This window comes from Streptomyces sp. N50, from assembly GCF_033335955.1.
Classification (GTDB): Bacteria; Actinomycetota; Actinomycetes; order Streptomycetales; family Streptomycetaceae; genus Streptomyces.
Genome location: NZ_CP137549.1, coordinates 3,385,066 through 3,400,041 on the forward strand (window position 1 = coordinate 3,385,066; position 14,976 = coordinate 3,400,041).

The window sequence follows — 14,976 nt, forward strand, 5'->3', positions numbered from 1 at the left end:
CTCTTTGCTGGGGGATGGAACCTGTGAGTGTGATGTAAAACCCAGACATCAAGACTCAAGAGAGGGACGAAAAAGGCAACTGCCGCCCGATGGGAGGCAGTTGCCTTGTCGACAAAGCAACTCGGAAATCCCTCGTGGAGTTACTTCTCCTGCTGCTTGCGCCAGCGAATTCCGGCCTCCAGGAAGCCGTCGATCTCGCCGTTGAACACGGCCTCGGGGTTGCCGACTTCGTACTCCGTGCGGAGGTCCTTGACCATCTGGTACGGGTGCAGGACGTACGAACGCATCTGGTTGCCCCAGGAGTTGCCGCCGTCGCCCTTGAGGGCGTCCATGCGGGCCTGCTCCTCCTGGCGGCGGCGCTCCAGCAGCTTGGCCTGGAGCACGTTCATCGCGCTGGCCTTGTTCTGGATCTGGGAGCGCTCGTTCTGGCAGGAGACGACGATGCCGGTGGGGAGGTGGGTCAGGCGCACCGCGGAGTCGGTGGTGTTGACGCCCTGGCCGCCGGGACCGGAGGACCGATAGACGTCGACGCGCAGTTCGGACTCGTCGATCTCGATGTGGTCGGTCTGCTCGACGACCGGGAGGATCTCGACACCGGCGAAGGAGGTCTGGCGGCGCCCCTGGTTGTCGAAGGGTGAGATCCGCACCAGCCGGTGGGTGCCCTGCTCGACGGAGAGCGTGCCGTAGGCGTACGGCACGTGCACGGCGAAGGTGGTCGACTTGATGCCGGCCTCTTCGGCGTACGACGTCTCGTAGAGCTCCGTCTTGTAGCCGTGCCGCTCGGCCCAGCGCAGGTACATGCGCTGGAGCTTCTCGGCGAAGTCCGAGGCGTCGACGCCGCCGGCCTCGGCGCGGATGGTGACGACGGCCTCGCGGGAGTCGTACTCGCCGGAGAGGAGGGTGCGGACCTCCATCTCGTCCAGCGCCTTCTTGACGGCGGCCAGTTCGTTCTCCGCCTCGGCGCGGGTGTCCGGGTCGTCCTCCTCCTCGGCCATCTCGAAGAGGACCGAGAGGTCGTCGATCCGGCCGCGCAGGGCCTCGGTCTTGCGGATCTCGGCTTGGAGGTGGCTCAGCTTGCTGGTGACCTTCTGCGCCGCCTCCGGGTCGTCCCACAGGGAGGGCGCCGCGGCCTGCTCCTCAAGGACGACGACATCTGCCCTCAGGGTGTCCAGGTCCAGGACGGCCTCGATCGACTCCATGGTCGAGGAGAGGGACTTGAGCTCTTCGGATACATCGACGACTGCCACGCCTCCAGCGTAACGGCTCCGCCAAGCGGGGAGTGCCGGGGCTGGAACGGGGCGCAGGCCATCCGGCGGGGAGGGTGCACGTCCCCGGGCCTACGCCCACCCACCGCCCGTCTCGGTCGGCCAAGAAGTACCGAAGAGCACACCCGTCTCGGCCTCTCAAGCGCCGGCCCGCATCACTCAGCCCGTCCGGCGTTTGAGGACGAGGCCGTCCAGGCCGAAGCGGGGGTCTGGGGGCGGCAGCCCCCAGGGACGGGACGGGTAGGGGCGGCGGGGGCGAGAAACCCTACGGCGAAGCCGGTGCCGAGTTCTTCGTGTCCGGGGAGTCCCCACCGGAGTCCCCCGACGTCGCCGCCCACGTGCCCACCCCGACCACAGCCACCAGCACCACCCCCGCCGCCGCCAGCGTCAGCCGCCGGCGTCGTGTGGCCGCCCGGTGCCGGGCCGAACCGGGGCGCGGGGCCCCCGCCGGGCGCGGTGCACGTGCCGTCCCCCGGGGCCCGCCCGCCAGCTCGTCCGGTGCCGGGACCCGCATCGACGTATGGGTGTCCCGGTTGGAGTCCGCGGGCTTGGCGCCCGGTACGAGGGGGACCGCGCCGCGGCGAACCCGCTCGCCGCGCGCGGGCGTGGCCGCCGGGGCCTCCTCCTGCTCCGCCGCCTCCTCCTCGGTGTCGGGCTCGTCGACGTCCAGTGGGGGCATGCCGGCCAGCAGGGGGAGTTGTTCGCGGAGGCGGGCGGCGAGTTCGGAGGCGCGCAGGCGGGAGGCCGGGGCCTTGGCCAGGCACTGGACCATCAGCTGCCACAGCTCGTCGGGGATCCCGGGCAGCGGTACGACGGTCTCGGTGACGTGGCGCCGTAGGACCGCGCCGGGGTGGCCGCCGCCGAACGGGGTGAATCCGGCGAGGAGTTCGTACAGGACGGTCGCCAGAGCGTAGATGTCGACGGCCGCGCGCGGGGGCAGGCCCTCGACGATCTCGGGGGCGAGGTAGTCGGGCGTGCCGATGATCTTCGTGGCGCGGGTGCGGCGCGGGGAGTCGATGAGCTTGGCGACCCCGAAGTCGGTCAGCAGCGCGGGGTGCGCGCCGCCGGGGCCGAGTGGGCCCTGCATGTCGAGGAGGACGTTCTCCGGCTTGACGTCACGGTGGACGACGCCGGCCGCGTGGGCCGCCGCGAGTCCGTCCGCGATGTCGGCGACGATCGCGACCGCCGCCTCCGGGGAGAGCCGGCGTTCCCGGTCGAGGCGGGTGCGCAGATCCGTGCCCCGGACCAGGTCCATGACGAGGGCGAGGTCGTTGCCGTCGACCACGAGGTCCCGTACGGACACGATGTTCGGGTGCTCCAGGCCGAGCAGGGCCGTGCGCTCCTGCACGAAGCGGCCGACGAGTTCCTGGTCGGACGCGAGGTCCTCGCGCAGCAGCTTGACGGCGACGGGCCCCTCGGGTCCCTCGCCCAGCCACACCGTGCCGGCACTGCCCCGCCCCAGGATCTGGTTGGCGGTGTACCGGCTGCCGATCTTCCGTGCCAAGGCTGCTCCTACCAGACGCGTGTTGTCGTTAAAACTACGCGTCGGATGAGCCAACCTTCACCGCCGAGGCGGAAATCACCCACTGGGTGTCGACAAATCCCCAACCCAGCGTCCGACTTGGGCTTTTCGGGGGTCGGTTGCCGGTCGCGTCGAGAGCCGAACGTCAGTTGCCGGTCGCGGAACTCAGGTCCTTGACCCAGCCGCTCACCTGTCCGGCGACGTGGCTGATCTCGTGCCAGTAGCTCCGGCCCGTGCCGATCCAGTCCTGGAGCGGGGTCAGCTCCCAGACCAGCCAGCCCGCGACGAACAGCAGGACGATCGTGAACAGGCAGCCCTTGAGGCAGCCGAGCCCGGGGATCTTCATCGGGTTGGCGCTGCGCTGCCGCGGCTGGCGGGGCTCGCGCGCGGGCTCCGGCGGCCGCTGGGGCTGCTGGCGGCTCGGCGGGGCGTACTGCTGCGGCTGGTGCTGCTGGGGATGGCCGTAGCCGCCGCCCTGCTGCTGCGGTTGCTGACGCTGCGAGGGCCGCTGCTGCGGGCGCTGCTGGGCGGCCTGGCGGGGCTGCTGCTGCGGGTGGGAGACCTGGCGCTGGGGGCGGCGGCGCAGCGGGTCCTCGCCCGGGTCGAGGTAGGGCTGGTACTGCGTCTGTTCGTTGCGGTCGCGGGCGGCGCGCAGCTGGTTCTGCCAGGGGTGCGGCTGCTCGGGGCCGCCGCCGGACTGGTTCTGCTGGTTCTGCTGGCCGTACTGCCCGGCCTGGTTCTGCGGCATGACCGTGGTCGGGTCGGCCGCGCCGCGGTTCGGCATCACCGTGGTCGGGTCGGCGGCGCCCACCGGGCCGCTGGTGTGCGGGAGGACGCTGGTCGCCGCGTTCGGGTCGTAGGCGCCCGCGCTGTGCGACAGGACCTGCGTCGGGTCGGCGGCGCCGGGCACGGTCGGTACGGCGGCGGGGGCCGGGTCGGGGGCCAGCAGCCTGCCGACGCTCTCGGCGGCGGCGATCTGCGCGGAGTTCGCGTGCACGCCGACGCCCTCGGCGACGACGCGCAGGGCGCGGGCGAGGTTCTCGGCGCTGGGCCGCTCGTCCGGGTTCTTGCGCAGGCAGCGCTCGATGACCGTCCACAGCGGGTCGGGGACCGTCGAGGGGCGGCGCGGTTCGGCGCTGAGGTGCTGGTGGAGGACTTCGAGGGCGGAGCCGCCGGAGAACGGCGGGTGGCCGGTGACCAGCTCGTACAGCAGGATGCCGGCGCCGTAGATGTCCACGGCGGAGGTCTGCGGGCGGCCCTCGGCGGACTCCGGCGCGATGTACGCGGGCGTGCCGACGAACTCCTGCGTGCGGGTCAGGCCCGGGGAGTCGGCGAGGCGGGCGATGCCGAAGTCGGTGAGCAGCGGGTACATCTGGCCGCCGCCCTGCTTGAGCAGGACGTTCGCCGGCTTCAGGTCGCGGTGGACGACGCCGTCGGCGTGGCTGGCGGCCAGCGCGTCGGCGATCTGCGCGGTGAGCAGGGCTGCGCCGACGGGGCTGAACGGGCCGTTCTCCCGGAGGTAGTGGTGCAGGTCGGGGCCCTCGACGAGGTCCATGACGAGCGCCAGGAGATCGCCTTCCACGACGAGGTCGCGGACTCTGACGATGTTCGGGTGGGTCAGGCGCAGCAGCACCGACCGCTCGCGCAGGAACCGCATCACGATGTCGGGATCGTTCGCGAGCTCTTCTTTGAGGACCTTGATCGCGACGGTCTCGCCGGGCTGGCCCTGGACGGCTGCCTCGGCGCCCGCGGTCTCACGCTGGCGGGCCCGCCAGACGGTGCCCGTGGCGCCGCGTCCGAGTGGCTCCTCCAGGAGGTACTTGCTGCCTACCGGCCGCACGTCTGCGCTCCCTGCTGCTTGCCTGTGTTCCGGTCCACTGTAGTGCCGCCCTTCTCGCGGCTACCTACGTAAGCATCGCCGTACATGTTCGAAGGAAAGACGCTCTCCCTGGTCTCCCGGTTGCCCCAAGGGGCTCCGAAGGCGGACATGACCGGTCTCACTCGATCACCGGTGCGGCACTGGTCAGGCACTTTTGGGGACAGAGCTGACCAATCAAGATCACTTGCCACCGGGGCCCGGGCGAGTTGTCAGTGGCAGGTGCGAGGATGCGTGCAGTACTGGCCGATTGCTCGCGCGGCGTGGGGGGTATTCCGTGCCCGGGCAGAAGGGACCGCTGACGGCGATGCAGATCCGGCTGACCGTCGTAGACCCGCTGGGGCCGCCCGCGCAGCCGCGGGGCCGCTCCGCGAGTTGCGATGTGCTGGTCACCGCGCCCGCCGGTACGGCCCTGGCCGCGGTGGCGTCCGCGCTGGCCTCGGCGGTCTCCGCCGACGCGGCCGCGTCGCAGTCCGAGCGGAGCCGCGAGTCCGGCGGCCCGATCGTGCTGTACGCGGGCGTGGAGCGCCTCGACACCCAGCGCTGCACCCTCGGCGAGCCACCACTGACGGACGGCGCGGTGCTGTCCCTGGGCGCCCCCGCCGAGCCCGAGGCGCATCCCGAGCTGGACGACGCCCCGACGCAGCTCCACGTGGTCGCGGGCCCGGACGCGGGCGGGGTGCACCTCCTGCACGGCGGCCAGATCCACATCGGCCGCTCCGCCGACGCCGACGTCCCGCTGGACGACCCGGACGTGTCCCGGCTGCACTGCGCGGTGACGGTCGACCCCGGAGGCCGTGTCTCGGTCGCCGACCTGGGCTCGACGAACGGCACGACGCTGGCGGGCACGCGCGTGGGCACCCGCCCGGTGCGCTTCGCCCCGGGCGCGCTGCTCCGCATCGGCGAGTCGGCCCTGCGGCTGACCCCGTCCGGCGGCCCGGGAGCGCGCGCCGAGACGGCCCCCGACGGCGAGGGCCACGTGCGCGTGTCCCCCGGCACCGCGGCCGGCCCGCGCAGCGAACCCCTCGTGGTGCCCGGCCAGGGCGGCGCCCCGAGCATCGAGCACCGCGTCGTCCAGGAGGGCGGCGACACCCACGCGGGCCGCTTCGGCGTGTTCGGCGAGCCTCTCGGCGACGACCGGCCGGAGGGTGCCGAGGACGTGTTCTCCGCGCCTACGACGACCTCACGCATTCCCCCGTACGACGACACCGACGACGCCCACAGCGGACGCAAGGGCACCCCTCTCCGGGGCACCGACGTACCGCAGGGCGTCCGCAGGCGCGGCGGCATCGGCAAGTGGGCCCGCCGCCTGACGGGCGGCCGCGGCGAGTCGCCGGCCGAGGGCCCCGAGTCGTCGTACGACTCGCCCTACGACGAGGAGGGCGCCGACGAGAGCGTGCCGCCCCCGCCCGTCGTCCTCCAGCAACCGGACACCTGGCCCGACCCGGCGGCCCTGCTCCTCACCGCCCTGGGCCCGGGCCCCCGCCTGTGGGAGCGCGCCCCCGGTCACCCCGAGGCGCTCACGGTGCGGCTCGGCACGGCGGACCGCGCGACACCGGACGGCTCGGCACTGCTGCCCGCGGTGCCGGTGACCTCCGGGCTCCGCGAGGTCGGCGCGCTGGGCCTGGCCGGTCCGCGCGCGCGGCTCTCGGGGCTGGCCCGCGCGGTGGTGGCCCAGCTCGCCGCGCTGCACTCCCCCGACGCCCTGGAGATCGTGCTGATCAGCACGGACCGCGCGCGTACGGTGGCCGAGCGCACCGCCGAGTGGTCCTGGCTCGGCTGGCTGCCGCACCTGCGCCCGGGACACGGCCAGGACTGCCGACTGCTGCTCGCCTACGACCGGGAACAGGCGACGGCCCGGACGGACGAGCTTCTGCGGCGGCTGGAAGACCACGCCATGGATGCGCGGGGCGCGGGCCGACCGGGTGTCACCTCCGGCGCCTCCAGCGCCTCCAGCCGTCGCACTCCGGGCATCGGCGCGCAGCGCGGCTCGGCGGAGGGGCGCTCGGGCCTCGCCTCACCACACGGTTCGCTCCCCTCACAACACGGTTCAGGGGAAGGCCAGTTGGGGGCCGCCGCACGGCACACGGCTGACGACCGTCATCCGCGCGGGACAGCGGGCACCTCCGCCACCCCGACCACGTACAACACCGCCGACGACGCCCACCACCACCGCTCCGGCACCTCCGACGACCCGGCCTCCGGCGCCACCCGGCCCCGGCCCGCCGGGGCCGACGATTCCCTCCGCGGCGCCGCCCACCGTCCCGCGTGGGCCCGCACCGACGACGGTGACGGCTCGGCGGACGGTTTCGTGGGGCCGTACACCGTGCTCGTGGTGGACGGTGACCCCGGTGGCGCCGATGTGCGCGAGGCGGTGGCGCGGCTGGCCCACGACGGGCCCCGGGCCGGTATCCACGTCGTCTGCCTCGCCGAGACGGAAGCGGCCTCGCCCGTGTCCCCCGTGACGGAGACCTACGAGGCGGCCTGCGCGGCGGCGCCGACGTTCCGGGAGTGCGGGGCGGTCGCGCTGCTGAGCGGTGATGTCGCCACGGCGCTACGGCTGTTGCGGGTCGCGCACGGCGGTGCGGGGGCGTCTCGGACCGGCGGTACGGGTGGGACGCGACCGGGTACGGCGGCATCCCGACCCGGCACAGCGACGCCATCTCTCCGTACGGAACCGTCGCGCCCCGGTGCAGCGGCATCGCACCCCGGCCAGAACGACCCCGACCACGCCCGCCTCGGTCAGGCAGGCCTCGGCCAAGCCGACCCCGACCCGTTCGACCCCGACTCCGCCGGCCCCGGCCCCGTAGGCAACGGCACCATCGCCGCCGTGGACGCCGTCTCGCTCGCCTGGGCCGAGCGGTTCGCGCGAGCGCTGGCGCCGCTCAGGGCCGAAGGGCCCGCGAACGAGCGGCACGCACGCGTGTCAGCGCCGTTGCCCCAATCGGCGCGGCTGCTCGACGAGTTGGGGCTGGCCCGGGCCACCCCGGCCTCCCTGCTGACACGTTGGGCGGATGCCGGGGACGACAAGGACGCGGTCGGCGGGCGGGCCTGGGCGGTGCTCGGGGCCGGGCCGCGCGGGCCGGTCAGCGTGGACCTCGCCGCCGACGGGCCGCATCTGCTGATCGAGGGCCCGCCGGGCAGCGGCCGTACGGAGTTGCTGCGGGCGGTCGTCGCGTCCCTCGCCGCCGCCGAGCGCCCGGACCGGCTCGGCATCGTGCTGATGGACGGGCGGGACAGCGTCGGCGCCGGGGGTACCCCCTCCGGGGGAGGCGGGCACGGTGAAGGCCTGCGGGTCTGCACGGACGTACCGCATGTCACCACCCATCTCACCGCCAACGACCCCGTGCGCATGCGGGAGTTCGCGCAGTCGCTGAGCGCGGAGCTGAAGCGGCGGGCCGAGTTGCTGGGCCGGATCGGGTTCGTCGAGTGGCACTCGCGGCACGAGGTGTCGGGGCGGATCATCGCCCAGCGCGGTTCGTCCGGTGCCGGGGATCTGGAGTCCCCGTCCAGCTCGACGATCCGGCTGCGCCCGTCCGCGGCGGCGCGTCAACAGACCGAGGCGGCACCGCCGTTGCCGCGGCTGGTCGTGATCGTGGACGATCTGGACGCGCTGGTGAAACCCCCGCTCGGCTCCCCCGGGCGTCCCGCGGCCGGGTCGGTGATACGCGCGCTGGAGGCGGTGGTCCGCGAGGGCGAGCGGCTCGGCGTGCATCTGGTGGCGGCGGCCGCCGTGGAGGCGCGTACGTCCGAGGTCGAGCCCGCCCGGCACATCACCCTCCGGGTCGCCCTCGACGCGACGGCCCAGGGTCCGGACGAACCCGCCCCGGGGCGTGGCCGGTTGACGCTGCCGGACGGGCGGGCGACCCCGTTCCAGGGTGGGCGCGTGACGGGCCGTATCCCGCGTACGGCGACGCTCCGGCCCACGGTCGTGCCGCTGGAGTGGCAGCGCATGGGCGACCCCCCGGCGCGCCGGCCGGTTCGCGAACTGGGCAACGGGCCAACGGACTTGGCGCTCCTGGCCAGCGCGCTGGAGCGGGCCACGCGCTCGGTGTCGGCGGCGGAGGTGCCGTCGCTCCTCTGATCGTCCACAGGTTGCCCACACAACCCCACGTCACGACCCAATCACGATCGCGTACTTGACAGCGGACGCCATCTTGCCGCGTTCAAGTACCGGGCGTAGACCAGTGCGCACGGAAGCGTTCGAGCGTTCGACGAGGAACGAAGAACGGGGCAGTGATGCGCAGCACGAGCAGCACCTACCGGACACGCAAAACCGTACGTACAGCGGCAGTTGTCGCCGCGGGGGCACTGACGCTCTCGCTCGCCGCCTGTGGAGGCAGCGACAACAAGAGCGACGACAGCAAATCCAGCAGTCCCTCGGAGACCGCGGGCACGGTCACCCTCCCGAAACTGAACGGCGCGAGCCTCGAAGTGGCCGCCGTGTGGACCGGTGACGAGCAGAAGAACTTCAAGGCGGTCCTGGCGGAGTTCGAGAAGCGCACGGGTGCCAAGGTCACCTTCGTGCCCGCCCAGGACCCGATCATCAACTTCCTCGGCTCGAAGGTCGCGGGCGGCCAGCCGCCGGACGTCGCGATGCTCCCGCAGCCCGGCGCCATCAAACAGGCCGTCGACAAGAAGTGGGCCAAGCCCCTCGGCGCCGCCGCGCTCGCTGAGTTGCAGAAGAACTACTCGCAGGGCTGGCAGGACATCGGCAAGGTCGGCGGCAAGCAGTACGGCGTGTACTACAAGGCCGCCAACAAGTCGCTGATCTGGTACAACGCCAAGGTCTTCGAGAACGCGGGCGCCAAGGAGCCCAAGACCTGGGCGGAGTTGCTGACGACCGCGCAGACGGTCTACGACTCCGGGGTCACCCCCTTCTCGATCGCGGGCGCGGACGGCTGGCCGCTGACGGACTGGTTCGAGAACGTCTATCTGTCGCAGGCGGGCCCGGAGAAGTACGACCAGCTCGCCCAGCACAAGATCAAGTGGACGGATCCCTCCGTCAAGCAGGCGCTCACCACGCTGGCCCAGATCTGGGGCAAGAAGGCCTACATCGCGGGCGGTCAGAACGGCGCGCTGCAGACCGAGTTCCCCGCGTCCGTCACGCAGACCTTCAACGGCGGCGACCAGCCGAAGTCCGCGATGGTCTACGAGGGCGACTTCGTGCAGGTCAACATCGGTGAGACCAAGGCGAAGGTGGGCACCGACGCGAAGGTGTTCCCGTTCCCGTCGGTCGGCTCCACCGCGCCCGTGGTCTCCGGCGGCGACGCGGCCGTCATCCTGAAGGACTCCAAGGCGGCCCAGGCACTGGCGACGTTCCTCGCCTCACCGGACGCGGCGACGATCCAGGCGAAGCTCGGCGGCTATCTCTCCCCGAACAAGAACGTGCCGGACTCCGCGTACCCGAACGCGGTGCAGCGGACGATCGCCAAGTCGCTGATCGCGGCCGGTGACGACTTCCGCTTCGACATGTCCGACCAGGCCCCGCAGTCCTTCGGCGGCACTCCCGGCAAGGGCGAGTGGAAGGACCTCCAGGACTTCCTGAAGAACCCGACGGATGTCGCGGGCACGCAGGCGCAGTTGGAGAAGGACGCGGCGGCGGCGTACGCGAGCGGGAGCTGAGCCCGAGATGGCATCGGCAGCGGCGGAGGCCCCCGGGGCCTCCGTCCCTCCCCGCAGGCGCAAGAGCGTGACCGGCACCCGCAGGACCGTGGCAGTGCTGTTCCTGCTGCCCGCCCTGGTGCTGCTCGGCGCGCTCGTGGTCTACCCGATCGGGTACTCGCTGGTCCGCAGCTTCGGCAACCAGGCCGGCGACGGTTTCGCCGGATTCGACAACTACAAGGCCCTGTTCACCGACGACGGCATCCGCACCGCCCTGAAGAACAACGTCATCTGGGTCATCTTCGCGCCGACGGTCGCCACCGCCCTCGGTCTGATCTTCGCGGTGCTGACCGAACGGGTGCGCTGGGGAACGGCGTTCAAGCTGGTCGTCTTCATGCCGATGGCGATCTCGATGCTGGCCGCCGGCATCATCTTCCGCCTCGTCTACGACCAGGACCCGCACAAGGGCGTCGCCAACGCGGTCTGGGTCGGCATCCACGACACGTTCGCCTCGTCGTCGGCGTTCCCCAACGCCCACCCGGGCCGCGAGTCGCCGCTGAAGGCGGACCACGGCGGCTTCATCACCAGTACGACGGTCCACACGGGCCAGACCGTCACGCTCCCGCTCGTCGGCGTCGCCCCCGACCAGATGCCCGACAGCGCGAAGAAGGCCGTGGCCGCGAAGGCCGAGCCGGGGAAGATCACCGGCACGACCTGGCAGGACTTCACCCGCGGCAAGGGCGTCGGCAAGCTCGGCGGGGTCGACCCGTCCGAACTCGGCTACGGCGGGATGAGGATCGAGGCGGTCAAGGACGGCAAGGTGGTCGCCTCGACCAAGGCCGCGGGCGACGGCACCTTCACCCTGCCCGCCAAGGCCGACGGGGCCCAACTCCGGCTCCCGGCAGGCAACTTCAAGGCGCCCTACAACGGAGTGGAGTGGCTGGGCCCGTCGCTCGTGACACCGGCGATCATCGGGTCGTACGTGTGGATGTGGGCCGGGTTCGCGATGGTCCTGATCGCGGCCGGACTCGCGGGTGTGCCAAGGGAGTTGCTGGAGGCCGCGCGGGTCGACGGGGCCAACGAGTGGCAGGTGTTCCGGCGGGTCACGGTGCCGCTGCTGGCGCCGGTGCTCGCGGTCGTCGTCGTCACGCTGATGATCAACGTGCTGAAGATCTTCGACCTGGTCTTCATCATCGCCCCGGGCTCCTCGCAGGACGACGCGAACGTGCTGGCCCTGGAGCTGTACCGGAAGGGCTTCTCGGAGGACCAGCCGGGGATCGCCAGCGCGATCTCGGTGTTCCTGCTGCTGCTGGTGATCCCGGTGATGCTCTTCAATGTGCGGCGGCTGCGGCGGGAGGTGCGGCGATGACCACGGATGCCGGAACTCTGGGGAAACCAGGGCCCGTTGAGGTCGTCAAGGCGCGGGAGTCGCTCGGCTCCCGGCTCGCGGCGGTGGCGAGCGGGGGCCTGGTCCGGGTGTTCCTGATCGTCGTCGGCCTGTTCTGGATGGTGCCGACGCTCGGGCTGCTGCTGTCCTCGCTGCGCAGCCCGGAGGACATGAGCGCGAGCGGCTGGTGGAAGGTCTTCAGCCAGCCGTCCCAACTCACCTTCCACAGCTACAAGACGCTGCTGGAGAACAGCGACATCACCAACTCGCTGTGGAACACCGTCCTGATCACCGTCCCGGCGACGCTCCTGGTCGTGGTGATCGGCGCGCTCGCGGGCTACGCGTTCGCGTGGATGGAGTTCCCGGGCCGCGACTGGTGGTTCCTGGGCGTGGTCAGCCTGTTGGTGGTGCCGGTGCAGGTCGCGCTGATCCCGATCGCCGAACTCTTCGGGAAAATAGGCCTGTTCGGGACCATCTTCGGGGTGATCCTCTTCCATGTGGGATACGGGCTGCCGTTCGCGGTGTTCCTGCTGCGGAACTTCTTCGCGGAGATCCCGCGCGAACTCCTGGAGGCGGCCCGGCTGGACGGCGCCGGTGAACTCCGGCTGTTCGCCCGGGTCGTGATGCCGCTGGGCGGGCCCGCGATCGCGAGCCTGGGCATCTTCCAGTTCCTGTGGGTGTGGAACGACATGCTGGTCGCGCTGGTGTTCACCAAGTCGAGCACCCAGCCGATCACGGTCGCACTCCAGACGCAGGTACGCCAGTTCGGCAACAACATCGACGTGCTGGCACCCGGCGCTTTCATCTCCATGGTGATCCCGCTGGCCGTGTTCTTCGCGTTCCAGCGGCAGTTCGTGTCCGGCGTGATGGCGGGCGCGGTCAAATAGCCGCGAACAGCACATAGTTCGAAGGGGTGGGCCGTCATCGGCCCGCCCCTTTTCGTTCACCGTGCGTCCCCCGTATGCCGTACGCGCCGTAACCAAGTCACTCCATCGGCCGTTCCCGGGCAGAACGCCCGCGCCGACCGACCCATGGATGTCCCTTGCCCAGGTTCAGTGTCATTGTCCCCGCGTACAAGGTGCAGGCGTACCTGCACGAATGCCTGGAATCGGTGCTCTCCCAGTCGTACCCCGATCTTGAGCTGATCGCCGTCGACGACTGCTCGCCGGACGCCTGCGGCGCGATCATCGACGAGTTCGCGGCCCGCGACGCCCGGGTGCGCGCGGTCCATCTCCCCGCGAACCAGGGCCTCGGCCGCGCCCGCAACGCCGGTCTGGAACAGGCGACCGGCGACTATCTGGTCTTCCTCGACAGCGACGACACGCTGACGCCCGACGCGTTGCGCGCGATCGCCGACCGCCTCAAGGAGACCGGCGAGCCTGATGTGCTGGTCTTCGACTACGCGCGCACCTTCTGGTCGGGCGAGGCCCAACGCAACAAGGTAGCCGTCCAGTTGACCGAACAGGGCCCGGCGCCCTTCCGGCTGGAGGACCGCCCCGGGCTGCTGCGGGTCATCATGGTGGCCTGGAACAAGGCGTACCGACGGGAGTTCGTGGAGCGCGAGGGCTTCGCCTTCCCGCCCGGCTACTACGAGGACACCCCGTGGACCTACCCGGTCCTGATGACGGCGGAGACCATCGCGACCCTCGACCGGGTCTGCGTCCACTACCGCCAGCGCCGCCAGGGCAACATCCTCGGCACCACCAGCCGCAAGCACTTCGACGTCTTCGACCAGTACGACCGGGTCTTCGCGTTCGTCGACGCGCGCCCCCAACTCGCCCAGTGGCGCCCGGTGTTGTTCCGCCGCATGGTCGATCACCTCGCGACGGTGTTCACCAAGCCGGACCGCCTCCCGCGCGGCACCCGCGCCGAGTTCCTGCGCAAGGCCCGCGCCCACTACCGCCGTTACCGCATCCCCGGCACCCCGGTCCCGCTGCGCACCCGGACGCGCCACACGCTCGTCCACTTCGGCGTCCACCGCACCTTCCGCGCCGTGCAGAAGGCGATGAGCTGGCGCCGCAGCGCGGTCAAGCTCACCGCGAAGGCGCTGCGCGCACTCAGGGCAGCGGTCCTCCAGCTCCACTACCGCGTCCAACTCCGGCTTCCGCTCAGGGATCGCGCGGTGTTCGCCGCCTACTGGGGGCGCGGCCACAGCTGCAACCCTGGCGCGCTGGAGACGGCGTTCCGCACCCACGCCCCGCACATCCGCACCGCGTGGATCGCCCGCCCCGAGCACCACCACACGATCCCGGCCGCGACGCGCAGGCTCCGCCCGAACACCGCGTCCTACTGGACGGCGCTGGCCCGCTCCAAGTACCTGGTGAACAACGTCAACTTCGACCGCCGACTGGTCAAACGCCCCGGCCAGGTCATGATCCAGACCCAACACGGCACCCCCCTCAAGCACATGGGCCTCGACCTCCAGGAACGCCCGGCGGCAGCACGGGACATGGACTTCGCCGAACTCCTCAAGGGCGTCGACAAGTGGGACCACGTCCTGTCCGCCAACCGCCACACCACCCTGACCTGGGAGCGCGTCTACCCCGGCAGCTACACCACGCTCGCCTACGGCTATCCCCGCAACGACGTGTTCCAGCAGGCGACTTCGGCCGACGTGCACCGGCTGCGCGAGTCCCTCGGCATCCCGCAGGACACCATCGCCCTGCTCTACGCCCCGACCCACCGCGACTACCGCCGCGTTCAGCGCGCCCACGTGGACCTGGACCGCGTCCTGCGCCGCCTCGGCCCGCGCTTCGTCGTGCTGGCCCGCGCCCACTACTGGCACGAGGGCCCGCTCGCCGCCTCCGCGTCCGGCCGGATCATCGACGTCACCGACCACCCCAGCGTCGAGTCCCTCTGCCTCGCCTCCGACGCGCTGGTCACCGACTACTCGTCCCTGATGTTCGACTACGCCAACCTCGACCGCCCGATCGTCATCCACGCCGACGACTGGGAGGCCTACGAGGCGGCCCGGGGCACCTACTTCGACCTGCGCGCCTTCCCGCCGGGCGCGGTCGCCCGCAGCGAGGACGAACTGATCGACATCTTCGCCACCGACCACTGGCGCGGCTCGCGTTCGGCCCAGCTGCGCGCCGCGTTCCGCGAGCGCTTCTGCCCCTACGACGACGGCCGCGCCGCCGAACGGGTCGTACGCCACGTGGTGTTGGGCGAGACCGACCTCCCGCAGGTCGTCCCGCTCGCCGACCGTCACCCGGTGCCGTCGGCCGCCGCGAGCCTCACCCGCTCCCCGCTCACCACCGTGCCGCAGCCCACCGCGTCCCAGCCCGTCACCGACCGACTCTGAACGCCGTTCCCACATTGG

Annotated in this window: 8 protein-coding genes; 5 read left to right on the top strand and 3 right to left on the bottom strand. The window is 71.7% G+C overall.

The window, feature by feature from the left end; genetic code table 11:
* Positions 1-140: 140 nt before the first annotated feature.
* The 3 genes from prfB to R2B38_RS14840 all read right to left on the bottom strand — a co-directional run bounded on the left by prfB (position 141) and on the right by R2B38_RS14840 (position 4,627).
* Positions 141-1,247 carry a peptide chain release factor 2 gene (gene prfB, locus R2B38_RS14830; RefSeq protein ID WP_033286717.1) on the bottom strand — a complete coding sequence of 369 codons (1,107 nt, stop codon included), beginning with the start codon at positions 1,245-1,247 and terminating at the stop codon, positions 141-143.
* A 283-nt stretch (positions 1,248-1,530) separates the two neighbouring features.
* Positions 1,531-2,769, bottom strand: coding sequence for a serine/threonine-protein kinase (locus R2B38_RS14835; protein ID WP_318016658.1), 1,239 nt, complete (start codon positions 2,767-2,769; stop codon positions 1,531-1,533).
* A gap of 163 nt (positions 2,770-2,932) precedes the next feature.
* On the bottom strand, positions 2,933-4,627 hold the full coding sequence (locus R2B38_RS14840; RefSeq protein WP_318016659.1) for a serine/threonine-protein kinase: 1,695 nt from the start codon (positions 4,625-4,627) through the stop codon (positions 2,933-2,935).
* A 343-nt stretch (positions 4,628-4,970) separates the two neighbouring features.
* Here R2B38_RS14840 and R2B38_RS14845 point away from each other — a divergent pair, with 343 nt between their 5' ends.
* The 5 genes from R2B38_RS14845 to R2B38_RS14865 all read left to right on the top strand — a co-directional run bounded on the left by R2B38_RS14845 (position 4,971) and on the right by R2B38_RS14865 (position 14,958).
* A complete protein-coding gene (locus R2B38_RS14845; RefSeq protein WP_318021684.1) occupies positions 4,971-8,747 on the top strand; it encodes an FHA domain-containing protein in 3,777 nt (1,258 codons plus the stop codon).
* 155 nt (positions 8,748-8,902) lie between these two features.
* Positions 8,903-10,288 carry an ABC transporter substrate-binding protein gene (locus tag R2B38_RS14850; RefSeq protein ID WP_318016660.1) on the top strand — a complete coding sequence of 462 codons (1,386 nt, stop codon included), beginning with the start codon at positions 8,903-8,905 and terminating at the stop codon, positions 10,286-10,288.
* A gap of 7 nt (positions 10,289-10,295) precedes the next feature.
* On the top strand, positions 10,296-11,636 hold the full coding sequence (locus R2B38_RS14855; RefSeq protein WP_318016661.1) for a sugar ABC transporter permease: 1,341 nt from the start codon (positions 10,296-10,298) through the stop codon (positions 11,634-11,636).
* Positions 11,633-12,541, top strand: coding sequence for a carbohydrate ABC transporter permease (locus R2B38_RS14860; protein WP_318016662.1), 909 nt, complete (start codon positions 11,633-11,635; stop codon positions 12,539-12,541). Before R2B38_RS14855 ends, R2B38_RS14860 begins: the two co-directional genes overlap by 4 nt.
* Positions 12,542-12,696: 155 nt before the next feature.
* Positions 12,697-14,958 (top strand): bifunctional glycosyltransferase family 2 protein/CDP-glycerol:glycerophosphate glycerophosphotransferase, encoded by a 2,262-nt coding sequence (locus R2B38_RS14865; RefSeq protein ID WP_318016663.1) that lies wholly within the window; start codon positions 12,697-12,699, stop codon positions 14,956-14,958.
* The last annotated feature ends 18 nt before the right edge of the window (positions 14,959-14,976 follow it).

What these genes read in the sequence shown, in the direction of transcription:
- R2B38_RS14855 (WP_318016661.1), top strand. Translation starts at nt 10,296, where the DNA reads ATGGCATCGGCAGCGGCGGAGGCCCCCGGGGCCTCCGTCCCTCCCCGC.
- R2B38_RS14845 (WP_318021684.1), top strand. Translation starts at nt 4,971, where the DNA reads ATGCAGATCCGGCTGACCGTCGTAGACCCGCTGGGGCCGCCCGCGCAG.
- R2B38_RS14850 (WP_318016660.1), top strand. Translation starts at nt 8,903, where the DNA reads ATGCGCAGCACGAGCAGCACCTACCGGACACGCAAAACCGTACGTACA.
- R2B38_RS14860 (WP_318016662.1), top strand. Translation starts at nt 11,633, where the DNA reads ATGACCACGGATGCCGGAACTCTGGGGAAACCAGGGCCCGTTGAGGTC.